20 protein-coding genes are annotated in these 24,308 nt (G+C 70.8%); 5 read left to right on the forward strand and 15 right to left on the reverse strand.

Annotation, left to right across the window (positions count from 1 at the left end):
* Positions 1 to 376: 376 nt before the first annotated feature.
* From J5226_RS24770 to J5226_RS24820, 11 genes are all read right to left on the reverse strand, one after another.
* Positions 377 to 2,101 (reverse strand): BatD family protein, encoded by a 1,725-nt coding sequence (locus J5226_RS24770; RefSeq protein ID WP_215837742.1) that lies wholly within the window; start codon positions 2,099 to 2,101, stop codon positions 377 to 379.
* A gap of 5 nt (positions 2,102 to 2,106) precedes the next feature.
* The gene (locus J5226_RS24775) at positions 2,107 to 3,864 is read right to left on the reverse strand and encodes a VWA domain-containing protein (RefSeq protein ID WP_215837743.1); all 1,758 of its coding nucleotides are present in this window, start codon (positions 3,862 to 3,864) and stop codon (positions 2,107 to 2,109) included.
* The gene (locus tag J5226_RS24780) at positions 3,861 to 4,877 is read right to left on the reverse strand and encodes a VWA domain-containing protein (RefSeq protein WP_215837744.1); all 1,017 of its coding nucleotides are present in this window, start codon (positions 4,875 to 4,877) and stop codon (positions 3,861 to 3,863) included. The genes J5226_RS24775 and J5226_RS24780 overlap by 4 nt, the downstream gene beginning before the upstream one ends.
* Positions 4,878 to 4,887: 10 nt before the next feature.
* The gene (locus J5226_RS24785) at positions 4,888 to 5,352 is read right to left on the reverse strand and encodes a DUF4381 domain-containing protein (protein WP_215837745.1); all 465 of its coding nucleotides are present in this window, start codon (positions 5,350 to 5,352) and stop codon (positions 4,888 to 4,890) included.
* On the reverse strand, positions 5,352 to 6,248 hold the full coding sequence (locus J5226_RS24790) for a DUF58 domain-containing protein (RefSeq protein ID WP_215837746.1): 897 nt from the start codon (positions 6,246 to 6,248) through the stop codon (positions 5,352 to 5,354). Before J5226_RS24790 ends, J5226_RS24785 begins: the two co-directional genes overlap by 1 nt.
* Positions 6,249 to 6,303: 55 nt before the next feature.
* Entirely contained in the window at positions 6,304 to 7,323 is a 1,020-nt protein-coding gene (locus J5226_RS24795; protein ID WP_215837747.1) for a MoxR family ATPase, read from the reverse strand.
* Between the two features lie 307 nt (positions 7,324 to 7,630).
* Positions 7,631 to 9,577 (reverse strand): type IV pilus secretin PilQ, encoded by a 1,947-nt coding sequence (gene pilQ, locus J5226_RS24800; RefSeq protein WP_215840566.1) that lies wholly within the window; start codon positions 9,575 to 9,577, stop codon positions 7,631 to 7,633.
* 174 nt (positions 9,578 to 9,751) lie between these two features.
* Entirely contained in the window at positions 9,752 to 10,306 is a 555-nt protein-coding gene (locus J5226_RS24805) for a pilus assembly protein PilP (RefSeq protein ID WP_215837748.1), read from the reverse strand.
* A 2-nt stretch (positions 10,307 to 10,308) separates the two neighbouring features.
* Positions 10,309 to 11,010 (reverse strand): type 4a pilus biogenesis protein PilO, encoded by a 702-nt coding sequence (gene pilO, locus J5226_RS24810; protein ID WP_215837749.1) that lies wholly within the window; start codon positions 11,008 to 11,010, stop codon positions 10,309 to 10,311.
* Positions 11,007 to 11,828: a PilN domain-containing protein gene (locus J5226_RS24815; protein ID WP_215837750.1), complete on the reverse strand. Its 822-nt coding sequence runs from the start codon at positions 11,826 to 11,828 to the stop codon at positions 11,007 to 11,009. The genes pilO and J5226_RS24815 overlap by 4 nt, the downstream gene beginning before the upstream one ends.
* Entirely contained in the window at positions 11,828 to 12,886 is a 1,059-nt protein-coding gene (locus tag J5226_RS24820; RefSeq protein ID WP_215837751.1) for a pilus assembly protein PilM, read from the reverse strand. The genes J5226_RS24815 and J5226_RS24820 overlap by 1 nt, the downstream gene beginning before the upstream one ends.
* Positions 12,887 to 13,474: 588 nt before the next feature.
* Here J5226_RS24820 and J5226_RS24825 point away from each other — a divergent pair.
* The 4 genes from J5226_RS24825 to J5226_RS24840 all read left to right on the forward strand — a co-directional run bounded on the left by J5226_RS24825 (position 13,475) and on the right by J5226_RS24840 (position 19,156).
* Entirely contained in the window at positions 13,475 to 16,021 is a 2,547-nt protein-coding gene (locus J5226_RS24825; protein WP_215837752.1) for a penicillin-binding protein 1A, read from the forward strand.
* A gap of 302 nt (positions 16,022 to 16,323) precedes the next feature.
* Positions 16,324 to 16,977 (forward strand): hypothetical protein, encoded by a 654-nt coding sequence (locus tag J5226_RS24830; RefSeq protein ID WP_215837753.1) that lies wholly within the window; start codon positions 16,324 to 16,326, stop codon positions 16,975 to 16,977.
* 143 nt (positions 16,978 to 17,120) lie between these two features.
* Positions 17,121 to 18,038, forward strand: a complete 918-nt coding sequence (locus J5226_RS24835; RefSeq protein ID WP_215837754.1) for a hypothetical protein — start codon at positions 17,121 to 17,123, stop codon at positions 18,036 to 18,038.
* 101 nt (positions 18,039 to 18,139) lie between these two features.
* Positions 18,140 to 19,156: a hypothetical protein gene (locus J5226_RS24840; protein WP_215837755.1), complete on the forward strand. Its 1,017-nt coding sequence runs from the start codon at positions 18,140 to 18,142 to the stop codon at positions 19,154 to 19,156.
* A 99-nt stretch (positions 19,157 to 19,255) separates the two neighbouring features.
* On the opposite strand, the gene J5226_RS24845 is transcribed toward J5226_RS24840, so the two are convergent.
* From J5226_RS24845 to J5226_RS24860, 4 genes are all read right to left on the reverse strand, one after another.
* Positions 19,256 to 20,560 (reverse strand): citrate synthase, encoded by a 1,305-nt coding sequence (locus tag J5226_RS24845; protein WP_255322936.1) that lies wholly within the window; start codon positions 20,558 to 20,560, stop codon positions 19,256 to 19,258.
* A 538-nt stretch (positions 20,561 to 21,098) separates the two neighbouring features.
* Positions 21,099 to 21,341: a type B 50S ribosomal protein L31 gene (locus J5226_RS24850; protein WP_064746595.1), complete on the reverse strand. Its 243-nt coding sequence runs from the start codon at positions 21,339 to 21,341 to the stop codon at positions 21,099 to 21,101.
* A 161-nt stretch (positions 21,342 to 21,502) separates the two neighbouring features.
* Positions 21,503 to 22,438 (reverse strand): nucleoside hydrolase, encoded by a 936-nt coding sequence (locus J5226_RS24855; protein WP_215837756.1) that lies wholly within the window; start codon positions 22,436 to 22,438, stop codon positions 21,503 to 21,505.
* A gap of 10 nt (positions 22,439 to 22,448) precedes the next feature.
* Complete coding sequence (locus tag J5226_RS24860) at positions 22,449 to 23,081, reverse strand: DUF4166 domain-containing protein (protein ID WP_215837757.1); 633 nt, start codon at positions 23,079 to 23,081, stop codon at positions 22,449 to 22,451.
* A 457-nt stretch (positions 23,082 to 23,538) separates the two neighbouring features.
* Here J5226_RS24860 and J5226_RS24865 point away from each other — a divergent pair, with 457 nt between their 5' ends.
* On the forward strand, positions 23,539 to 24,300 hold the full coding sequence (locus J5226_RS24865) for an alpha/beta fold hydrolase (protein ID WP_215837758.1): 762 nt from the start codon (positions 23,539 to 23,541) through the stop codon (positions 24,298 to 24,300).
* The last annotated feature ends 8 nt before the right edge of the window (positions 24,301 to 24,308 follow it).

Here is a 24,308-nt window from a genome sequence, read left to right on the forward strand (position 1 = left end):
TTGGCCCGTCGCCGTCTGCCGGAGCCGCAATGGGCGAACGTCGGGGCTCCGTGCGGGCCGCGCATCGCCAGCGTGGTCAGCGAAGCGTCGCGCTTGCCGGGAGCGACGTTCGCCGAAAACCGCTTTGACCCGTCGCCGTCTGCCGGTGCCGCGATGGGCGAACGTCGGGGCTCCGTGCGGGCCGCGCATCGCCAGCGTGGTCAGCGAGCGTCGCGCTTGCCGGGAGCGGCGCTTGCCGAAAGCCGCGCTTAGCGAGCGCCGCGCTCGGCAGCCGCCGAATCCTCTGAAGACCGCGGCGGTCGGAACCGCCATGCCCGCCCCCGCAACCTCGTCGCGCCCGCTCGACCGGCAACGCGGCTCCGCAGCCGCGCCGCGATCATTTCTTCGGCGGATACAGCGGCGGCAACGCCGAAGGCCGTTGCGCCGAGCTCTGCCGCCACTGCGGCCCTTGCGCGAACGCGGCGCGCAAGCGGTTGCGCGCGTCGACGCCGTCGCCGCTGCCCCAGCGCGCGCGGCGCAAGGCTTGCACGGCGTCGCGCTGGGCCGGATCGAGCAGGCGTTCGACCAGTTCGTCGTCGTCGGCCGCCGGCGGCGTGGCGAGGCCGCGCAGCACGCTGGCGATGTGGTCGAAATCGCCGCGGTCGATCAGCTCGCGCAACGCCGGCAGGTTCAACTTCAGCGTGGCCGGCGCGCTCTGGCCCGGCGCGGCGCCGGCGGCGGCCGCGACCGGCGCGATCGCGGCGCGCTGCGCGCGCAGCTGCAACGCCCACACCAGCGTGCCCAGCCACAGCAGCGCGAACAGCACCGCGGCGACCGCCCAGCCCTTGTGCACCGCGCCCGGCGCGGCGGCGGGTGCGTCGGCCTCGGCCGGCGCGGTCGCGGCGGCGTTGGCGGCGTCGTTGCGCGCCGCGGCCACGGCCGGGTTCGCGGCCGGCGCGGCCGAGCCGGTGCCGCCGATGCCGCGGCCCACGGTCCAGCTCAGCGGCGGCAGGCTGGCGGTGCGCGCGGCGCGTGCGGTCACGTCCCACCAATCCAGGCGCAGGCCGTCCAGGCGCACCTCGCCTTCGCGCGAGGGCACCAGCGAGAACTTGCGGGTCAGCTTCACCCGCGGCCGGCCGCCGACGAAGGTCTCGTCGGCCTGGACCGGATCGGCGAACACCTGCACGCCGTCGATCGGCGGCAGTTGCAGTTCCGGCATCTGCGCCAGACCCGCGCCGTCGACGCTGGCCTCGACGATCACGCTGGCCGAGTTGCCCACGCGCAATTGCTGCGGGGTCGAACGGTAGCTCAGGGTGAGGCTGCGCAGCGGCAGCCACGGCTGCGGCGCGTCGGCCGGCGCCGGCCGCACCTGCAGCGCGCGCACCCGGCTGACCGCGCGGCGCGCGTCGCCGCCGGAGCCGGTGAGCTGTTCGATCAAGGTCGTGCCGACCCGGCCCTCGAACACCGCCGCCGGCATGGTCAGGGTGCCGCTGCGCTCGGGCACCAGCAGGAAGCGGCGTTCGACCACGGTGTAGACCTGGCCGTTGATCGTGCGCTGGTACTGCACGTCGTCGCCGATCTTGGTCAGCGAAGCGCCGTCGGGCACGGCCTGATCGATCTTGCCGCCGAGCACCTGGCTCGCGGCGTACAGCCGCACCACCCAACCCACCGCCTGCTGCACGTAGGGATTGTTGTCGTCGGGCACCGCGTCGATGAACACATCGCCGGTGCCGGTCGGCTGATCCGGCGGCGGCGCCGGCGCGGCTTCGACGAACAACTCCAGCGCCTGGGTGCGCGCGCCGGCGAAGTTGAGCGCGGGAATGCCGATGCGGCCGCTGCGCAGCGGCCGCAGCTGGACGCTGTAGCGGGTGCGCGCGATCAAGCCGCGGTCGCTGGGCTCGATGCGGGTGTCTTCGCTGGTGCCGACGGTCTCGAAGTTCGCCGCCAGCGGCGCGAAGTCCGGCGCGTGGGCGACGTTGGCGGTGGTCTCCACGTTCAAGGTGACCGTCTCGCCGGCGCGGATGCTGGTGCGGTCCAGCCACGCGCGCGTTTGCGCCGACGCGACGGCGCTGAGGCCGAGCAGCAACACGCACACGACGAGTTTGAGCAAGTAACGCGGCATCGGCCTCAATCCCCTTCCAGCGCCGACATCTGCCGGCGCGCGTATTCGATCTTGAATCTCTCCCGCAGCAGGCTGCCGGGGTCGTCGGGCACGCGCTTGAGCCAGGCGTCGTTGGCTTGCTGGCGCTCGCGCTGGGCCGGCGTGCGCGCCGCCTCGCGTTCGCCCGGCGGCGGCTTGCCCTGCTGCGCGCGCTGGCGTTCGAGCTCGCGCTGCATCTGCTCGCGCTGAGCCTGATCGGCGCGGCGCTGCGCTTCGGGGTCGTCGGCGGGCTTTTTCTGCGGGTTCTGCTGGCCGTCCTGGTCGGGCTTCTGCGGCCGATCCTGCGGCTTGTCGTCGGGCTTTTGCTGCGGGTTCTGTTGCGGCGGGGACGGCTGCCGGTCCTGGTTCTGCTGCGAACCCGAGGACGGCTTGGGCTGATTCTTGCTGTCCTGGTTCTGTGGCGGCCGCCGCTTCATCGCTTCCTCGACCGCGCGCTTGTTGGCGATCGCGTCGTCCATGCCCGGCTGCTGCTTGAGCGCGCGATCGTAGGCGGCGATGGCTTCGGGATAGCGGCCCTGGCGCGCCAGCGCGTTGCCGAGGTTGTATTGCGCGTCGGCGCCTTGGCCGCGCTGGTAGAGCTCGGCGGCGCGCTCGAACTGGCCGGCGCGATAAGCGCCGTTGCCTTCGACGATGCGTTGGTGCGCGCCCTGGTCGGCGCGCTGCCACAGCGACTGCGCCCGCGCCGGCGCGGTCGCCAGCGGCAGGCCCAGGCACAACAGCAGCACCGCCAGCGCGGCGCCGCCGCTGCGGCGGCGGAACGCCAGCAGCGCGAGCAGCAACAGCGGCGGCAGCAGCCAGTAGCCGTCGTCGTCGCGCGCGAGCCGCTTCTCGCCCTGGCCGAGGCCGCCGCCGGCGCTGTCGGCGCGGCCGATGTCGAGCGCGCGCAAGTCGCTGTCGTCGGCGCTGAGCGGGACGTAGCGGCCGCCGCCGGCGCGGGCCAGTTCGGCCAGCGACGGGGCGTCGAGCTTGACCTTGACGATGCGTCCGTCCGGCCGCTGGAACGCGGCGCCGGTGGCGTTGCCCAGGCCCAGCACCGACACCGAGTAACCGTCGCTCGCGGCCTTGGCCGCGGCGCGGTCGGCGGCGCTGTCGCTGCGGTCGGTGATCAGCACGATGCGGCCGCGGTCGAAGCCGCCCTGATGCAGCAGCTTGGCCGACCAGGCGATGGCGCGGTCGGCGTTCTGGCCGTCGCCGGGCATGATGTCCGGCGCCAACGCGTCGAGGAACACCCGCACGTTGTCGGGGTCGTCGGTCAGCGGCGACACGGTGAAGGCGTCGTCGGCGTAGACCACCAGCGCGGTCTGGCCGCTGCCGGCGCGGTGGCGCAGCAGTTCGGCCAGCTTGGCCTTGGCCTGGGCCAGACGGCTCGGCGGCAGGTCGCCGGCGAGGGTGCGGCTGGACAGGTCCAGCGCCACCACCATCGGCGTGCTGCCCTGCCACAGCGGCTGCTCGCCTTGCGACCAGCTCGGCCCGCTCAGCGCCAGCACCGCCAACGCGTACCCCAGCGCGGCCGCGCCGACGAACAGCTGCGAGCGCCGGCCCGGCGCCGCGTCGAGCAGATGCGGCAGCAGGTGCGCGTCGACCGCGCCGCGCCAGACCTCGCTGCGGCGGCGGCCGCGCCACCACCACGCGCCCAGCAGCGGCAGCGCCAGCAACGCCCACAGCCAGTGCGGACGCAGGAAGATCAGCGGCGCCAGATGCTCGAACCAGGACGAGGGATTCATGCGGTCCTCCGTCGCGGCCACAGGAAGGCGAGCAAGGCCAGCGCCAGCGCGCCGGCCAGCGGCACCGGATAGCGCTCGATGCGCGGACGCACCGCCTTGCCTTCGCGCTTGACCGGTTCGAGCCGGTCGATCTCGGCGTAGATGCCGGCCAGCTGGCTGGTGTCGCGGGCGCGGAAGAAACGCCCGCCGGTGAGTTCGGCGATGCGCCGCAGCGCCGGTTCGTCGACCTCGGCGCCGCCGCCGGAGCCGGGCAGGCGCACGCCGAACAGGGTCACGCTGCCGTCGCCGCCGAAGGCGATGGTGTGGATGCGCACGCCTTCGTCGTGGGCGATCTGCGCGGCGCGCATCGGGTCGGGCGTGCCGGGCGTGTTGACGCCGTCGGTGAGCAGGATCAGCACGCGCTCGCGTTCGGGCAGCTGGCGCAGGCGCCGAACCGACAGGCCGATGGCCTCGCCGATGGCGGTTTCCTGCCCGGCCAGGCCGACCAGGCTGTTGCCGAGCTGGTCGCGCACGGTGTCGCGGTCCAGGGTCAGCGGCGCCAGCACGTAGGCGCGGTTGCCGAACACGACCAGGCCGACGCGGTCGCCGACGCGGCGATCGAGGAAGTCGGCCAGCACCGCCTTGGCCGCGGTCAGGCGGTCGACGGTGCGGCGGCCCAGGGTCATGTCGGGTTCGCTCATGCTGCCCGACAGGTCCAGCGCCAGCATCATGCCGCGGCCAACCTGCGGCGGGCGGACCGGCTCGCCGAGCTGCTGCGGCCGCGCCGCGGCCACGCACAGCAAGGCCCAGGCCAGCCACAGCAGCCAACCGGCGCCACCGCCGCGCAGGCTGCGGCCGCCGGCCGCGGCGACCGCGTCGAGGCGCTCGCCGAACGGGACTTTCAACGCGGCCGAGCCGTCGCGCGCGGGCGGCAGCAGCCAGCGCGCGAGCAAGGGCAACGGCAGCGCGGCCAGCCACCACGGCCAAGCCAGGAACTCGCGCCAATCGGCGGACAACGCGGCCAACAGGTTCATAAGAGCCGGGTCATGCGCGCACGCCCATCCATTGCAGGAAACGGCGCCGCGCCAGTTCGCGCAGCGCCTGCGCCTGGGCCGGATCGACCTGACGCCGGTAGCCGCCTTCCAGCAGCAACCGGCCCGGACCGTCGGCGAAATCGCTGCGCTTGCTGCCGCGGTCGAGGAATTCCAACCACGCCTTGCCGCTCAGCGTTTCCGCGGCGCGGTCGCGGCGGCGGCCGGCGCGGCGCAGCAGTTCGGAGATCGCCGCGACTTGCGCGGCCGGGGTGGTGGCGGCGGCCAGCGCTTCGTCGAACAGACGCTCGGCCTCGCACCGGCGGCGCGCGCGGCGGCGCTGCCACCACCACGCCGTCAGCCCGACCGCGGCCAGGATCGCCAAGACCAGCCACCAGCCCGGCGCCAGCGGCCACCACGACGGCGCGCCGGGCAGATGCACGTCGCGCAAGGCCAGGGTCGGTTGCCCCGCCGCCATCACGCCACCAGCGGCCGCGCGCGGCCCAGCAGCGGCAGCCAGGATTCGCTGGCCGCGTCGGTCGACAGCGCCTGCACGCGCACGCCGCGCGCCGGCAGTTTTTCCAGCGCCGCTTCGACCGGGCCGACGAAATTGGCGTGCCAGCGCTGACGCTGCGCCGGCGCGCCCAGGTCCAGCTCGATGCGCTGGCCGTCGCGGCTGAAGGGCAGCGCGGCGGCGGGCGGCGCGGTTTCGATCGGGTCGGTCAGCAGCAGCACGATCACTTCGTGGTGCTGGGCCAGCACCGCCCAGCGCCGCTGCGGCAACGCCGCGACGCTGCCGGGTTCGGCCAGCACCACCATGCGCGAACCGGGGCGCAGCAGGCGCGCGGCGTGGTCGAGGGCGACCTCGAGCCCGGCGTCCTCGGCCGGCGGCTGGGCGTACCAGCGCACCATCGCGTCAAGCACGCGCAGCGCGCCGCGCGGGCCGCTGCCGGGATTCACCGGCGGCTCGCGCAGGCTGCCGCGCAGCGCGGCGATGCGGTCGCCGTCGCGCGCCGCGGCCCAGGCCGCGACCGCGCCGGCGCGCGCGGCCTGCACCGACTTGAAGCGCACGCGGGTGCCGAAGTACATCGCCGGCGCGGTGTCGGCGACGATCAGGCTCAAGCGCTCGCGCTCAGCCTGGAACAATTTGGTGTGGGCGCGGCCGGTGCGCGCGGTCAGCCGCCAGTCGATGTGGCGGGCGTCGTCGCCGTTGGAGTATTCGCGCGATTCGGCGTACTCCATGCCGCGCCCGCGCAGCGGCGACAACGCCTGCCCGCTGACGCCGTGGCGGCCTTGGCGGGCGCTGCGGCGGCCGCTCGCGGCGGCGCGCAGCGCCACCAGTTCCGCCAACGTCGGCGCGATTCCTTCGCTCATCGATCCGTCCCGAAGCCCATGTCCGTTGCCGCGTGCGACCGTCGCGATGCGACGATCAAGGCAGCGGCACCTTCTTGAGCAGTTCGCCGAGCAGGCGGTCGCCGTCCCAGCCTTCGGCGGTGGCCTCGTAGCTCGGCAGGATGCGGTGGCGCAGCACGTCCGGTGCGATCGCGCGCACGTCGTCGGGGGTGACGAAGTCGCGGCCGGCCAGCCACGCATGCGCGCGCGCGCAGCGCTCCAGCGCGATCGAGCCGCGCGGGCTCGCGCCCCAGGCGATGCGCCGGGCGAGCGCGGCGTCGTAGCGGGCGGCGTCGCGCGAGGCCAGCACGATTTCGACCAGATAACGCTCCACCGCCGGCGCCACGTGCAGGTCCAGCACCGCCGAACGCGCGGCGAACACGTCGGCCAGCGGCATCCGCGCGACCGGCGCGGGTTCGGGCTTGAGCGTCTGCCGCGCGCGTTCGCGCGCCAGCCGCAGGATTTCGGCCTCGGCCGCGGCCTCGGGGTAGCCGATGCGCACGTGCATGAGGAACCGGTCGAGCTGGGCCTCGGGCAGCGGGAAGGTGCCCTCCTGCTCGATCGGGTTCTGCGTGGCCATCACCAGGAACAGCGGCGGCAGCGCGTAGGTGGCGCGGCCGACGGTGACCTGGCGCTCGCCCATCGCTTCCAGCAGCGCCGACTGCACCTTGGCCGGCGCGCGGTTGATTTCGTCGGCAAGCAGGATCGGGTGGAAGATCGGGCCGGCCTGGAATTCGAAGCGGCCTTCCTGCGGGCGCCACACCTCGGTGCCGGTGAGGTCGGCTGGCAGCAGGTCGGGGGTGAACTGGACGCGGGCGAAATCGGCTTCCAGGCGCGCGGCCAGCGCGCGCACGGCGCTGGTCTTGGCCAGCCCGGGCGCGCCTTCGACCAGCAAGTGGCCGTCGGCGAGCAGGGCGATCAGCAGGCGCTCGATCAGTTCGGCCTGACCGACGATCTCGACGGCGAGGGCGTCGCGCAGCTGCTTGAAGGCGTCGTGCAGGCGGGCGACATCGGCGGGGGCGACGGGGTGTTGGGGGCGATCGGTAGCGCTGTCCATCCGGAATCCATTGCGGGCGAAACGGGCAAGCGTGCGGGGCACGGCTTGCAGCGGTCGGGGCGATTTTGACCGAAGTTCGGCCCCGAGGTTCAACGGGCGGCGCGACGCGGCGGCTTTGCCCGCGATTTCGACGGCCTGCGCCCGACGTTAACAGGTCGGCGAAAGGTTCCGCGAGCGCTCCACGGCGGCCGCGGCGTCGGCGCCGGGCCGCATACGCCGCCGGCCGGCGCCCATCCGGGGCGGCGGCCGCGACGGTCCCACAAACGCGAAGAGGGCCCGAAGGCCCTCTCCAGCGGCACGCGGCGCGTCAGCGCTGCGCGACCTTCATCACCTTCGGCGTCACGAAGATCAGCAGCTCGGCCTTGTCCTTGCTGCGGCTCTTCTTCTTGAACAGGTTGCCGAGGAACGGGATGTCGGCCAGGAACGGCACCTTCTGCAGATCGGTGCGGTCCTTGAACTCGTACACGCCGCCGATCACGACGGTCTGGCCGTCTTCCACCAGCACCGCGGTGTTGATGTTGCGCTTGTTGATCTGCGGCACGTCGCCGATCGAGGTGTTGATGTAACCGTCGATCTCGTCCTTCTTGACGTCGAGGTTCAGGAACACGCGGCCGTCGTTGGTGATGGTCGGGTTGACCTTCATCTCCATCAGCACGTCCTTGAACTGGACGTTCGGGATCGGGATGTTGTTGCCGCCCTGCTGCGGGGCGATGGTCACGTAGCCGACTTCCTTACCCTGGCTGATCACCGCCTCGCGCTGGTTGCTGGTGACCACGCGCGGGTTGGACACGACTTCGCCGCGACCTTCGGTCTGCATCGCGGTGAATTCCATATCCAGGTTGACGTACTTGCCCAGGATGGTGAAGGCGAGCGCGCCGGCCGGATTCACCCGGGCCAGATTGGTGTTGAGGCTGGCCGGGAACAGGAACGCCGGGTTGGTGATGGTCTGCAGCAGGTTGCGGGCCTGATCGCGCAACGCGGTGCCCTTGGCGATGTCGCCGCGGGCTTCGGCGTCGACCGCGTCCTGAATCAGGCCGCGCGACTGCTTGCCGATCAGGTCGTTCTTGGCCGCGGTGTTGCGGTAGTTGTTGATGCTGTCCAGCGTGCCGCTGGTGATCACGTCGCCCTTCTGGCCCGACACGCCGAAACGCGCGCCCAGATCGCGGGCGAAGCTTTCGGTGGCGATGACGATGCGGGCTTCGATCAGGACCTGATCGACCGGACGGTCGATGACCTTGATCAACTCCTTCATCTGCGCGACTTTCTTCGGAATGTCGCTGATCATCAGGGTGTTGGTGCGCTCGTCCGCCACCAAGCGTCCGCGCGGCGAGAGGAAGCCGTTCTCGTTGCTGGTGCCGCCGCCGCTGCCGTTGCCGCCACCGCTGCTGCCGCCGATGCCCTTGGCCTCGGTCAGTGCCTTATAGATCTGTGCGGCGTTGTGGTAGTTGACCTGCACGTACTCCGTGACCAGGTCGACGCGGTTGTCGAGCGCGATGCGCGCGTCCTCGCGGTCCTGCTCGTACTTGGCCACTTCGGCCTGCGGCGCGACCCACACCACGTTGCCGCTGCGGCGCTTGTCCAAGCCCTTGGCCTGCAGGACGATGTCCAGCGCCTGATCCCACGGCACGTTGACCAGACGCAGGGTCACATTGCCCTGCACGGTGTCGGCGGCGACGATGTTGAGGTTGGATTCCTCGGCGACCAACTGCAGCACGGTGCGCACCGGCACGTCCTGGAAGTTGAAGGTCACCGGGCGGCCGGAGTAGCTGCGCACGCCGGCGACGTTGCTGCCGCCGATCGTGCCCGAGGTCGGCGCGGCGTTGGACGCCGGCTTCGCGCCGGCGGCGCCGACCGCGCGGTTGCCCGCGTCGGCGCTGCGCGGCACGACTTCGACGATGTAGTCGCGGCCGGTCTGGTAGGCCATCGTGTCGTAGGCGCCGGAGGTGTTGAGCACCAGCTGCGAGCCGGTGCCGCTGGCGCGCGCGTCGATGCGCTGGACCGGGGTGGCGAAGTCGGCGACGTTGAGCGGGCGCTGCAGCTCCGCCGGCAACTTGGCGTTGCCCACGTCGATGGTCACCTGCGAGCCCTGGCTGCGCATGTCGGGGACCGCGCCGTCGCCGCTGAAGCGCACGATCAGCTTGCCGGAGCCGCCGTCGCCGCGCTTGAAGTCGATGTTGGCGACCGCGATCGCGCCGGGCAGTTGCTTGGCCGGGTCAAAGCTCGGGGTCGGTGCGACCGCGGGGGCCGGCGCCATGGCCGGCTTGGCCGCGGCGGCGACCGGTTCGGCGGCGTTGACCGCGCTGATGCCGGCCAGCAGACCGAGCGCGAGCCCGGCCAGACGGGGCGCGGCCATGCGGGCGCCGGATGCCATGGGGCGTCGGTCCGACGGCATGCGGTTGGCGTTGAATACGATCATCATGCAATCCCCTTATTGATCTTCCAGCGCCACGGAAGCCGGACGTTCCAGCCAGCCGCCTGCGCCATCCGGCACCAGTTCCACCAAGTCGATGCGCTCCTCAGACACGCCGGTCACACGACCGTCGTTCTGCCCCATGTACGCACCGGGTCGAACACGATAAGTCACTTTGTCCGGCGCCATCACCAGCGCCACGACGTTCTTGCCGCTGCCCAAGGTGCCGACCATGTCCAGGCCGTCGAGCGGGAACGCTTCGAGCGGCTGCTTGCGGCGCACCTTGTCCGGACGCGGGCCGGAGCTGGTGTCCTCGTCGGTGAAGGCGGTGCTGAACGGGTCGCGCATGTCTTGCGCGGCGTATTCGAACGTCTCGAACTGCTGCATCACCGGCAGCGGATCCAGCGGCGGCGCCGGGCGCGCCTTGACCTCGGCGACCCACTTCTCGAGGTTGGGCGCCTCGCCGGGCGTGCTGGTGATGCTGCGGAAACAACCGGTGGCCGACAGCGCCAGGACCACGGCGCAGGCGGCGGCCAGGCGGGAGACCGATCGCGACGAAGCTTGCTCGCGCATGATCAGGTGCCCTCCTTCTTGTCGGCGGGCTTGGACGCGGCGCCGGCGGAACCGTCGGCGGGCGGGCTCTGAGCGGCCATCTCTTCCTCGTCCAGATAACGATAGGTCTTGACCGTGCCGGCCAGTTCCAGCGGGCTGTTCGGGGTGATGCCGCCCGCGGCGTCCTTATTGTTGTTGCCCTTGGGCTTCAGCGAGATGTCGTGCATGGTCATGATGACCACGCGCGGCAGCGAGGCCACGCCGCTGACGAAGGCGCCGAACTGATGGTAGGTACCAACCATGCGCAGGGCGATCGGCTTCTCGGCGTAGAACTCCTTGGGAACTTCCGCGCCGGGCTGGAACAGTTCGTTGGAGATGCCGGTGGCCAGCGCGGTCTGCGAGATGTCGACGATCAGGTCGGGCATTTCGGTCTTGCTGGGCAGCTGGCGCAGCATCTGCTGCAGTTGCTGTTCCATCTGCGCGAGCTGCTGCTTGAGCGGCTCCAGGTTGGCGGCGCGGCCCTGCTTGGTCTCGAAGGTCTGGCGCAGCTCGGATTCCTTGCGCTCCAGGCCTTCCAGCTCGGTGCGCTTGTCGCTGACGAACAGGTACCAGGCCAGGCCGACGATGATCAGGCCGACCACCGCGCAGAACACGATCTGCGCCTGCTTCGGCCAGCTGCCGATGTTGTTGAAGTCCAAGTTCTTCATCGAAGCCTTCTTGCTCACGACGCGGCTCCAGTCTTGGTGGGGGCGGCCGCGGGCGCGGCGGGCTTGGCCGGAGCGGCGGCGGGCGCGGCGGGCTTGGCCGCCGGCTGCGCGGCCGGCGCGGCGGGCGCCTGACCGGGCTTGGCCGCAGCCGGAGCGCCCGGAGCGGCGCCTGCCGGAGCGGCACCCGCCGGGGCGGCGGCCGGAGCGGCCGTGCCGTTAGCCGGAGCGCCGGCGGCCGGAGCGGCGGCGGGCGCATCGGGGATGCCGTCGCCGTCCTCGTCCTTGGGCGCGTTCGGATTGGCCAGCTTCACGGTCAGCTTGAACTCGTACGGCAAGCCCTTACCACCACCGTCCTTCGCTTCGATGATGGTCAGGTCCGGCTTGGTCATCCAGCCGGAGGTCTCGAGCGTGCGCATGTAGGTACTGACGCGGGCGTTGGACTGCGCGCGGCCTTCCAGGGTCAGCGTCTCGGCGTCCTGCTTGATCGCGGTCAGCACCGCGCCGTCGGGGATGGTGCGCACCAGCGAATCGAACAGGTGCACCATCTGCGAACGGTTGGACTGCAGCTTCTCGATCACTTCCTTGCGCGCGAGCAGCTTGGACTTCTTCTTGTCGAGCTCCTCGATCTCCTTGATCTTCTTGTCGACTTCGACGATCTGGCCGTCGAGGAAATCGTTGCGCTTCTGCTGGCCGCTGATTTCGTTGCTGTAATAGAAAACGATCAGCACCGACAGCGCCGCCGCGGCCAGGGCCGACAGGCCCAGCATCGCGCCGAATTCCTTCTGCCGGGCCTTGCGGCGCTCGGCGCGCCACGGGAGGAGGTTGATGCGTGCCATCAGTCGAAGCTCCTCAGGGCCAGGCCGCAGGCGATCATCAGCGCGGGAGCGTCCTGCGCCAGCGCGTGCGCCTGCACGCGCGGCCCCAGGGTCATGTGGGCGAGCGGGTTGGCGACCGTGGTCGGAATGCCGAGCTGCTCTTCCACCATTTCGGCGATGCGCGGAATCGAGGCGCCGCCGCCGGCCAGAACGATCTGGTCGACCCGGTTGAACTCGCTGCCGGCATAGAAGAACTGCAGCAGGCGGCTGACCTGCTGGACCATGGCTTCCTTGAACGGCTCCAGCACCTCGGCCTGATAGCTCTCCGGCAGCCCGCCCTGGCGCTTGGCCAGACCGGCTTCCTCGTAGCTCAGGCCGTAGCGGCGCATGACCTCGTCGGTCAGCTGCTTGCCGCCGAACACCTGTTCGCGGTGATAGAGGCTGCGGCCGTTGCGCAACACGTTGAGCGTGGTCATCGTCGCGCCGGAGTCGACCAGGGCGACCAGACCGTCGCGCGGGCTGCTCAGCGTGTCGGCCAGCAGCGCGAACGCGTTCTCGATCGCGAAGGCTTCCACGTCCATGACCCTGGGCGTCAGGCCGCCGAGCTCGAGCGCCGAGGCGCGCACCTCGACGTTCTCGGAACGCGAGGCCGCGAGCAGCACCTGGACCATGTCCGGGCTGCCCGGCATCGGGCCGAGCACCTCGAAATCGTGGTTGACCTCATCGATCGGATACGGCACGTAATTGGCCGCTTCCAGCTCGACCTGCGACTCCAGATCGTCCCCGTCCAGGTCGGCCGGCATGCCGATCACGCGGGTGATCACCGAGGAACCGGCGACCGCCGCGGCGGCGTGCTTGACGCGGGTCCCCGAGCGGGCCACGGCGCGCTTGATCGCCTCGCCCACCGCTTCGACCTCGACGATGTTCTTTTCCACCACCGCGTTCGGCGGCAACGGCTCGACCGCGTAATGCTCAACGCGGTAGCGATTGCCCGCACGCGAAAGTTGCAGCAACTTTACCGCGGTCGAACTGATGTCCACGCCGACGAGAGCCGGCTGGCTTTTTGTGATGAGTCCCACAGTTATCTCCCCATGCCACAAGCGCTTACGCGCACTTCGTGTGGCCCCGGCTTAGATAACGGACTTTTCACAGGCTGGCAACCACTTCTTTCACGATTGCCAACCCAGTCGTGCTTTTTTGACCTTCGGCGTCACGTGACCGCCACCGTCAGTCCACCGGAGTGACACCTGCCATGACTGCGACCGGGACCACGCTTCGGCGGCCTCCGCGCAGCCAGGGCATGCGTCGCGGCGTCCGTCCGGAGGCGCAAACCCCGGTTCAGCCGATCCTGCTTGCGCGCCCGCGCCGCGATCCGTGCGGGCCGCTGCAAATCGCATGCAAAACGCCACCGCGCAGTGCGTCCGCGTTCACAGCTCGCGCAAGCCGTAACACTTGCCCGTGAGACTGCGTGAGCGCCCGCGCCCCGCGCCGGCCCGCGCCCCGCCCTCGCGTGCCCGACGGACGGTCGCCGCGGCGGCGTCCCGGCCCGGCGCCGGCGGGGTGCCGCACCGCGTCACCCGCCCCGCCGACGAACCGGGAACCGGGTCGCGTTCCGGCCTCCTCTATACTTCCCCGCCACGACCACACGACACCCGGAAGCCCAATAGATGTCCCGACTTCGCCGTTGGCTGCGCTGGGCGCTGTACGCGTTCATCGGCGCGGCCCTGCTGGGCGCGATCGCGCTCGGCACGCTGTACTACCTGATCGTGCCCAAGCTCCCGGACGTCGAGACCCTGCGCACGATCGAGCTGCAGGAGCCGATGTACGTCTACGCCCGCGACGGCCGCCTGATGGCGATGTTCGGCGAGACCCGGCGCTACCCGGTGGCGATCGAGGACGTGCCCGACCGCCTCAAGAACGCGTTCATCGCGATCGAGGACTCGCGCTTCTACACCCACCACGGCATCGACTACAAAGGCATCGCCCGCGCGGTGTGGCTGCTGGCCACCACCGACGACAAGCGCGTGCCCGGCGGCTCGACCATCACCCAGCAGGTCGCGCGCCAGTACTTCCTGAGCTCGGAATACAGCTACAAGCGCAAGCTCGGCGAGATGCTGCTGGCGATGCGCATGGAGCGCGAGCTGAGCAAGGACGAGATCTTCGAGCTGTACTTGAACAAGAGCTTCTTCGGCAACCGCGCCTACGGCGTGGGCGCAGCGGCCGAGTTCTACTACGGCAAGAAGATGAGCGAGCTGAGCCTGGACGAGATGGCCTCGCTCGCCGGCATTCCGAAGTTCCCGTCCAGCGGCAACCCGCTGAGCAATCCCGACCGCGCCAAGATCCGTCGCGACTACATCCTCGACCGCATGGCCGAGCAGAACTTCATCCCGCGCGCCGAGGCCGACGCGGCCAAGGCCGTACCGATGCACGCGACGCCGCACGAGCGTCCGGTCGAGGTCTACGCGCCGTACGTGGCCGAAATGGTGCGCCAGGAAATGGTCGCTCGTTACGGCGCCGAGGCGCTGACCAAGGGCTACCACGTCACCACCACCATCGATCCTGAGCTGCAGATCGCGGCCGACAAGGCGATCCGCGACGGCCTGTCGGTGTACGACCGCCGCCACGGCTGGCACGGCGTGGAGCAGCACTTCGAGCTGGCGCCGAGCGAAGACGCCACCGCCGCGCGCGTGCGCCTGCGCGGCATCCCGGCGCAGGCCAATCTGCTGCCGTCGGTGGTGTTGTCGGTGGCCGGCTCGCAGGCCAACGTGGTCCTCGCCGACGGCACCGAGCTGAGCCTGGGCGACAAGCAAGGCTTCCTCGGCCGCAGCCCCGGCAGCCTGCTCAAGCGCGGCGACCTCGCCCGCATCGCCAAGACCGAAACCCTCGCCGCCGAGCCCAAGCCCGGCGAAACGCCGGCGCCGCCGACGGTGAGCTATCGCCTGGATCAGCTGCCGCAAGCGCAGGCCGCGCTGGTCTCGCTGGAACCGAGCAACGGCGCGCTGCGCGCGTTGTCCGGCGGCTACAGCTTCGCCGGCGCCAAGTTCAACCGCGCCACCCAGGCGCGGCGCCAGCCGGGTTCGAGCTTCAAGCCGTTCGTGTACGCGGCCGCGTTCGAACGCGGCTACAACCCGGCCTCGATCGTGCTCGACGCGCCGGTGGTGTTCAAGGACCGCCGCGGCCACATCTGGCGCCCGCAGAACGACAGCGGCAACTTCGCCGGCCCGATGCGCGTGCGCGAGGCGATGGTGCAGTCGCGCAATCTGGTCTCGGTGCGTTTGCTCGACGCGATCGGCGTCGACTTCGCGCGCAAGTACATCAGCCACTTCGGTTTCGACATCGAGCAACTGCCGCCGAACCTGTCGATGTCGCTGGGCACCGCCTCGCTGACGCCGCTGTCGGTCGCGCGCGGCTACGCCACCTTCGCCAACGGCGGTTTCCGCGTCGATCCGTGGTTCATCGACGAGGTCAAGGACCGCGCCGGCGCCGTGGTGTTCAAGGAAAAACCCGCCACCGCCTGCGCGCAGTGCGTCGGCCGCGGCGGCACCGCGAGCGCGGCGCTGCCGGCCAACAACATCGTCGACGGTTTCAATCTCGGCCCCGCGCCGGGCGCGGTCGCCGACGCCAAGAAGCCCGACCCGAAGGCGGCCAAGGACAAGGACAAGAAGAAGGACAAGCCCGAAGAGCCGGCGAAGAAGCTCACGCCGGAAGAGATCGCGCAGATCAAGGTCGCGCCGCGCGCGATCGACGACCGCATCGCTTACCAGATCGTTTCGATGCTGCGCGACGTGGTCAAGCGCGGCACCGGCACCGCGGCCAAGGTGCTCGGCCGCGACGACGTCGGCGGCAAGACCGGTTCGACCAACGATCACCGCGACGCGTGGTTCTCCGGCTTCGGCGGCCCCTACGTCACCACGGTCTGGGTCGGCCGCGACAACTACAAGTCGCTGGGCTACCGCGAGTACGGCGGCAAGGCCGCGCTGCCGATCTGGATCGACTACATGCGCGTCGCGCTCAAGGATCAGCCGATCCACGACAACGAGCCGCCGGAAGGCATGGTCAAGGTGTCGGTCGGCGCCAACGGCTCGCTGATTCCCGACGGCGCCGGCGGCATCGTCGAGTGGGTCAAGGCCGAGGATCTGGAGCGCATGCAGACCTACACCGACTACGGCACCGAGGAGAAGGCGCCGTCGGAAGAGTCGTTCGACATCTTCTGATCGCGCGCCGCGATCGTCGCGAACCCGAAAGCCGCACGCCTCGCGCGTGCGGCTTTTTTCTTGCGCGGCCGCTGCGCGCAGGCGCTTCGCCGTGGGATCGCCGACCGCCCGGACCAAGAGCCACACGGCCTTCGCGCCGCGCTAACGCCCGCCTGAACGCCGCCCGCGTGCCCGTTCTGGCGTCTCGCCGCGCACACCGGTTCAGACATTGCCGGGCCGCACGGACGTGCTAGCTTTGGGCTGCCGGCGCGACCCGGCCGCGGCGAGCGCCCTCGCCGTGACGTGCCCGCCCGGAGGTCGAGATGCACCAGGCCCGACAGCACGCGCACCAGCATGCCCAGACCCGCACCCGCGAACGCCGCCGCAGCGTGGCCCACGAAGCGGCCAGGCTCATGGCCGAAAGCGGATTCCGCGATTACCACCAAGCCAAGCTCAAGGCCGCCGAACGGCTCGGCATCTTCGACGATGCCTCGCTGCCGGCCAACCGAGAAATCGAAGACGCGCTGCGCGAGTACCAGCGCCTGTTCCAGCGCGAGCACGCCGACGGCCTGCGCCAGCGCCGCGAAGCCGCGCTGCGCGCGATGGAGTTCTTCGCCGCGTTCGAGCCGCGTCTGGTCGGCCCGGTGCTCGACGGCACCGCCGACGCGCGCAGCCCGGTCGCGCTGCATTTGTACTGCGACGATTTCGAGGCGGTGCCGCGCTTTCTCGAACAACACCACATCCCCGCCGAAACCCGCGAACGCCGCCTGCGCCTGGATCGCGAGCGCAGCGAGGAGTTTCCGGTGTGGGTGTTCAGCGCCGAGGATCTCGGCTTCGACCTGACCGTGCTGCCGCTGGACGTGCTGCGTCAGGCGCCGCTGTCCAACGTCGACGAGAAGCCGATGAAGCGCGCTTCGGCCGCGCAGCTGCGGCAGTTGCTGACCGAAGAGGACATCGCGCTGTTCGAGCGAGGGTAAGCGCGGAAGGTCAATTTCCCCGTGGTTTTTAGCGATTTCGGCGATGCGCGCAAGGCGCGTCGCCGGATGCGGCGACGGCGTCGAAAGGAATCGAAGCGATCATGCAGGGAGCGCGCGCAGACAGAACTTCCGTGGCGACGTCGATGCGAACCGCGCGGCTCGCCGCTGGTTTCGTTCTCGCCGTGTGCCTGACCGGCGCATCGACGCTCGCGCCCGCCACCACGCGCGCGGCCGCGACGCCGCCGTCCCGCTCCATCGCCGAACCCACCGTCGCCGAGCTGATCGCGCGCTTGCGCCAACGCGCCGCCGCCTCGCAACGCAGCCCCGCGGTGCGCGCCGATTACCTCGCCCTGCTGCGCGCACAGAACCTCGACGAACGGCAAGCGCCCTACGCCGATTTCGCCTGGCTGCGGCTGCTGTTCGAGGCCACCCGCGACGGCGGCTACTGGAATATGCGCTGGGCGATCACCGACCGCGAACCCAACTCCGACGCGATCTGGCGCCAATGGCAGGCCCAGCGCGCGCCCGCGCCCGACCGCGCCAGCGCGGTGGCCGAATGCGACGAGTTGTCGGCGTTCTACGCCGCGCTCGCGCGCCTGGGCGGCGTCGGCGACGTCGGGCTGCTGTGGCCCACCGCCAACCACACCGTCGCGGTCTGGCGCCTGCCCGGGCCGCCGCGCGAGGCGCGCATCGTGGTGCCGACCACGCTGATCTTCCTGAGCCGCTACGACAGCTTCGGCACCCGCGGCTTCGATCCCTGGAAGCAGAAACGCATCTACCCCTACGCCCGTAACGACATCGCGCCTACGCAGCGCCTGCCGCCCGCGCTGACCGCGTTCCTGCTCGCCCAGGCCGACCGCTACGCCGACGCCTCCGCGCTGAGCCTGCAGCGCCTGCGCGAGTTGCGCGAAGGCGTGCTCAAAGGTTCGCTGGGCGCGGCCGAGGCGGCGAGCCGCGCGCGCCAGCAACGCGAGGCGCTGCCGGCCGGCGCGACCGCCGATCTCGCCGCCTACGCGCATTTCATCGAGGCCATGCGCGGGCACGGGCCCGCACTGGATTGACCCGCCGGATCGATGCGCGCGATCCGCGCACCGGGCCGGCGCGCGCAAACCCAAGCGCGCGGCGCGTGGAATACTGCGCCGACACCGCAAAGGACCGCACCATGCCCGCCCGCCCCGGACCGCAGCGCCATCCATCGAACGCGCTGCTTGCGCTGCTCGTCCTGCTCGCTCCCGCCCTGCTCGCCCCCGCCGGCGCCGCCGAGCCCGCCGCGGCGCAGACGCGCTACCTGCAACTCGACCCGCACTGGACCGACGAGCCCTACCAATGGCAGCTCGACGACGGCACCGTGCTCAGCCGCGGCGTGACCGACGCGCAGGCGCGCGCCGCGGTCGCCGCGCGCCCGGGCCACGATCGCTACGCGCTGGAAACCGTGGTGATGCGCTATCCGATGCGGATCGCGGCCGCGTGCTGGAAACGGCCGCAGGCCGAGTTCGCGCACTGCGTCGAGCCGGGCCCGGCCGGCCCCTCGCGCGGCCGCGCGCGGGCCGAGGCCGAGGCCGAACGCGCGCTCGACGAAGCCCAGCAGCGCCGACGCGAACGCGCCGCCTGGACCGGGCTGGACGCGCAAGCCGTGGCCCAGCGCCTGCGCGGCGCGCTCGCCGCGCAGGCGCAATGGGAGAAAACGCTGCCCGCGCGGCGGACGCCGGCGCAGTTCGACTGCGCCCAGTCCAGCGCCCCGCCGCCGCTGGCGCCCGCCGGCCAAGGCCGCTTCCGCGCCGCGCTCGAAGCCGGCGCGCGCACGCCGGCCGGCGAAGCCGAGCTGATCGCCGCCGCGCGCACCGGCCATTGGCGCGCGGCCGCGGCGCTGGCCAATCTGGCGCTGTACGACGACGACTGGGAGTCCGCTCAGACCATCGCCGCCTGGCTGCTCGAACGCGACCTGCCGGCCGGCTACAACGCGCTGGCGCGCAGCCTCGGCGCGGCCGACGCCTACGAACACGGCCGCGCCGCGCCGGCCGAGCGCGAACAGTCCGCAAGACTGCGTTGGCGCGCGGTGCAGGCCGGCGATCCCGGCGCGCAGATGGACCTGGCCGACCAACTCGCCGACAGCGATCCCGACGCCGCCGAGCGCCTGCGCGCCTGCGCCCGCGGCCGCTTTCCCGACATCGACGACTGAGCCGGCGGCGCAAACGAAAACGCCCCGCCGAAGCGGGGCGTTTTCTTCAGCGAAGTCCGCGAGGCGCCGATCCGCCTGCGCGGACCGGCGCTGCGCGCATCAGCGCTTGTCCGGCGACACGTAATCGCGCACGCCGTGGCCGGTGTAGATCTGGCGCGGACGGCCGATCTTGTTTTCCGGATCGTTCTGCTGCTCCAGCCAATGCGACACCCAGCCGGCGGTGCGGGCGATGGCGAACATGACGGTGAACATCTCCACCGGAATGCCGAGCGCCTTGTAAATGATGCCCGAGTAGAAGTCGACGTTCGGGTAGAGCTTGCGCTGGACGAAGTAATCGTCCTTCAGCGCGGCTTCTTCCAGCTTCATCGCCACGTCCAGCAGCGGGTCGTTGATGCCCAGCTCGCCGAGCACGTCGTGGGTCATCTTGCGCACCAGCGCGGCGCGCGGGTCGTAGTTCTTGTAGACGCGGTGGCCGAAGCCCATCAGGCGGAAGCCCGATTCCTTGTCCTTGGCCTTTTCGACCGCCGACTTGACGTTCTCCGGACGGCCGATCTCGTTGAGCATCTTGAGCACGGCTTCGTTGGCGCCGCCGTGCGCCGGCCCCCACAGCGCGGCGACGCCGGAGGCGACGCTCACGTACGGGTTGGCGCCGGTCGAGCCGACCAGACGCACGGTCGAGGTCGAGGCGTTCTGCTCGTGATCGGCGTGCAGGATGAACAACAGGTCCATCGCCTTGGCGGCGACCGGGCTCAGCTCCAGCGGCTCGCTCGGCACTTCGAACAGCATGTGCAGGAAGCGCGTGGTGTAGTCGAGGCTGTTCTTCGGGTAACGGATCGGCCAGCCGATGGAATAGCGGTGGCAGGCGGCGGCGATCGTCGGCACCTTGGCGATCAGACGGATCGCGGCCAGGCGGCGCTGCTCCGGATCTTCCAGGTCGAGTTCGTTGTGGTAGAAGCTCGCCATCGAGCCGAGCATGCCGACCAGCATCGCCATCGGATGCGCGTCGTGGCGGAAGCCGTAGAGGAAGGTGCGGAAGGCCTCGTGCATCATCGTGTGATGCGTGACCTCATGCTCGAACTTGGAGAACTCGCCCGCGGTCGGCAGTTCGCCGTTCATCAGCAGGTAGGCGACTTCCAGGAAGTTCGACTTCTCGGCCAGCTGCTCGATCGGGTAACCGCGGTACAGCAGCACGCCGGCGTCGCCGTCGATGTAGGTGATGGCCGACTTGCAGCTCGCCGTCGCGGTGAAGCCCGGGTCGTAGGTGAACATCCCGGTTTCCTTCGGCAGCTTGCCGATGTCGACGCAGGACGCGCCGAGGGTGGGATGCTGCACCGGCAGGGCAAAGTTCTTATCGCCGGCGGTGACGCTCACCTGGTCCAGGCGTTTGTTGGAATCTTCGGACACGAAACACTCCTCAGTCTGCTGCCGCAGGGATGGCCGCGGCAGGAGGGCAACGGGGGGTCGCAAGCACGTTGCGATAGTGAATTATCGCACAACGCTTTCCGAGCCCAAGCTCGGACTTTGGTCGGCACGGCCGCCCCGGCGCGACGGATCGTTGCGCCGGACGCGGGCCGGCGGCGGCCACCGGTCAGTATTCGACCGCCGGGTTGCCGGGATGTGGCGGCTGGCTGCACGGGCCGCGGCGACAGCGCGCGGGCCGGCCCGGCGTGAATGCGATGAACGCCGCCGCGGTATGGAAAACGCGGCGCGGCGGGCGCGGGCTTGCCGGAACGGCCGGAAGAGTGCGCCCGGCGCAGCGGCAACGGCGGGCGGCTTCGCGCGCGCTGGCCCGACGAGCGCCGCGCGGCGCCCTTAAACGCGCGCGCCGCCGCCCCGCCCTTATCGCGCGCAAACGCAAACGGCCGCCCTTGCGGGCAGCCGTTGTGCGTACAGCAGTTGCGTAGAACGAAGCTCCGCCGGATCGCTCCGGCGCGGTACGCGATTACTTCTGCGCGTAACGCTTGCGGAACTTGTCGACGCGGCCGCTGGTGTCCACGATCTTGTGCTTGCCCGTGTAGAACGGGTGCGAGGCCGACGAGATATCGACCTTGATCAGCGGATACTCAGCGCCATCGAGCTTGATCGTTTCCTTGCTCGACAGGGTCGAACGGGTCAGGATCTGGAAATCGGTGGTGACGTCCTGGAAGACGACGTCGCGGTATTCGGGATGGATGCCTGCCTTCATGGCACTCAACCTTAAGGTGTGCGGGAAAGTCGGGCAGTATAGCCACGCCTATAGGGGTCGCGCAAGTCCATGGACGATAAAGAAATTCATCGCATGGCCCCCTGAGAACCCAGGAGCCGGCGCCCCGCCCCGTTCGGGAGCGAGGCGCGGCCCGCACAGGCTCAGCCGGCCGCCAGCGCCGCGGCGATCAGGCGCTCGAACCGGGCCTGATCGTATTTCATCAAGATCGAGACCTTGTCCGCGCGCCCTTCCTGCCGGCGCCAATCCACCACCGTGGCGCCGCGGCTGTGGGTGCCTTCGAGTTCGATCGACACCGGCCGGTCCTGCACGTCCAGCGCGCCGTCGGGCTCGAGCGCGAACGCCATCGCCAGCGCGTCGGCCGCATGCCATTCGTCGCCGCGGCGGTCGATCGACCACAAGCGGGTCTTCTCGGAAATGCGCTCGTAGAAACGGCCGCGCTCGGAACCGGCGGCGAGCCAGCCGACCACGCGGTCGTGGTGCAGGCCGTGCGCCATCACCGCTTCCCAATCGGCCAGATCGATGCGCTCGAACGCCTCGAACACGATATGCGCGGCTTCCGGATCGAAGTAGATGTTGAACTCCGCCGCCGGCGTGATGTTGCCCTGGCAGGTCACCGCGCCGCCCATCACCACCAGACGCGCGATGCGTTGCGGCAGAGTCGGATCGAGCTTGAGCGCGAGCGCGACGTTGGTCAGCGGACCCAACGCCACCAGCAACAGCTTGCCGGCGTGTTCGTGCGAGAGGCGGATGATCGCCAGCGCCGCGTGTTCGGCTTCTACTTGGCGCTTGGCGGCCTCAAAGCCGACATCGCCGAAACCGTCCTGGCCGTGCACGTAGCCGGCGTCGGGCGAGGGATGCAGCAACGGCGCGTCGGCGCCGGCGAACACCGGAATGTCCTGGCCGGCCACTTCGCACAGTTTCAGCGCGTTGGCCACGGTGTGCTTAAGGCCGACGTTGCCGGCGGCGATGGTCAAACCCACGATGCGGTGACGCGGGTCGTTGAAGGCCATCAGCAGCGCCAGGGCGTCGTCCACGCCGGGATCGGTGTCGATGAGCAAGGGAATGCGATCGGTCATGATTCACTCGTTATGCGGAACATCGCGCAGCGGCATGCGCCGCGCCGGCCGGATCGGCCGAGGAGGCCGTAACGGCCGGGACAGCGTGCAGTGCGCCTTCGTAGCGCAGCAGTTCGCCGAAGGGAAACCAGGAAAACGACACGGCGAAGCGATAGCGCTCTTCGCCGTCGATGCGTTCGATGCGCTTGTAGGCATCGGTGCGCGGAAACAGGAAACGCGGCAGCGGCAGGCCGCGCGCGCTCAGGCCGAGCAGGCGCCAGCGCCAGCCGCCGCCGTCGAGGTCCACGCCCAGGCGCATGCGCACCGGGCCGGTGGCTTCGAGCCAATGGCCGTCGGGGAAGCGTCCGACCGGCTCGAACACCGAACGCAGTTCGCTGCCGTCGTCGAAACGGCGCAGCCACAGCATGCGTTCGGGTTCGTGGACGATGTCGACGCGGAAGCCGCGGCGCGCGCGGTCGCAGGGGATGCCCAGGCGGCGCGCGAGGCGGCGGCCGAGCAGGCCGGCGGGGCCGGTTCCAGTGCGCAGGTCGATCTCGCCGGCCAGGGCGCCGCCGTCGCGGTGCAGCGCCTGCAGCAAGGGGTGCAGCCGCTCGAAGGCGGGGCCGAACCAGTGGGTCGCCGCGTTGTGGGGAACTCCCGGCATCCGGGGCTCTGTCTCCAGCGGGCGGGACACTATATGCCAAAAAAACCGCGCGGGTGGGGCCTGCCGGCGGCCGCGGCGGACGCAGCCGGCAGACCCGGCACAGTCGCCTCGCCCGGGCCGCGCGACCGCAGCGGACGCCTGCGCGCGGCGGAAAATCCGCGAATTCCGAACTGGGTCGCACCCCGGCGGCGGGCGTCCGGCCGAACCGTGCGGAGCTTCCGGCCAACGGACACATCGCCGCCCTACCATGCGGCGAGCACCGGCCGCGCCGCATCGTCGGGGTTCGCGCATCGGAGTTCGCGCATCGACGCACGCGCGGCGCGAGCCGCCATCGACTCGCGCGACTCCATCGACGCGCCCCGACATCCGCGTGGCCCGGACCGCACGCCCCCACGGCGAACCCACGCCGCCGCCGAACGCGCGGCGCGGCGGGCCGCCGTCAATGCAAGGAGTCCGCTTGAACGCCAGCCCATGGTTCGTCCGCCCGCTGCCGCGGCCGTCCGCGAAACTGCGCCTGATCTGCCTGCCCTACGCGGGCGGTTCGGCCGCGACCTACGCCACTTGGGGCGCGCAGTTGCCCACCGACGTCGAAGTGGTCGCCGTGCAGCCGCCGGGACGCGGCCCGCGTCTGGCCGAGCCGGCGCATACGCGCATGAGCGCGCTGGTCGCCGAGCTGATCGCGGCGTTTCAGGAACTGACCGACAAGCCGTACGTGTTGTTCGGCCACAGCCTCGGCAGCCGCGTCGCCTACGAATTCGCCCAACAGTGCCCGCGCGTGCATCTGCCCTCGCCGCGCATGCTGATCGCCTCCGGCAGCCGCGCGCCGCATTTTCCCGCGCCGCGCGCGGGCATTCACGATCTCGACGACGCCGCGTTCATCGCCCGGCTGCGCGAGCTCGACGGCACGCCCGAGGAAGTGCTCAACAACCGGGAATTGATGCAGTTCCTGATCCCGCTGCTGCGCGCGGATTTCAAGATCGCCGACTTGCACCGCGCCACGCCGGTCGAGCTGCATTGCCCGATCCTCGCGCTGACCGGCACCGAAGACCATGAAGTCGGCGACGCCGCGGTCGAAGGCTGGCGCGAACTCACCGACGCAGGCTGCGAGATCCAGCGGATTCCCGGCGGACATTTCTTCGTCGAGCACAATCGCGCGCTGGTGCTGGAGCAAGTCAACGCGGCGCTGGCGCAAGTGGCGCGGCTCGATCGCGTCGCGTAAGCCGCGCG

Source organism: Lysobacter sp. K5869, assembly GCF_018847975.1.
Classification (GTDB): domain Bacteria; phylum Pseudomonadota; class Gammaproteobacteria; order Xanthomonadales; family Xanthomonadaceae; genus Lysobacter.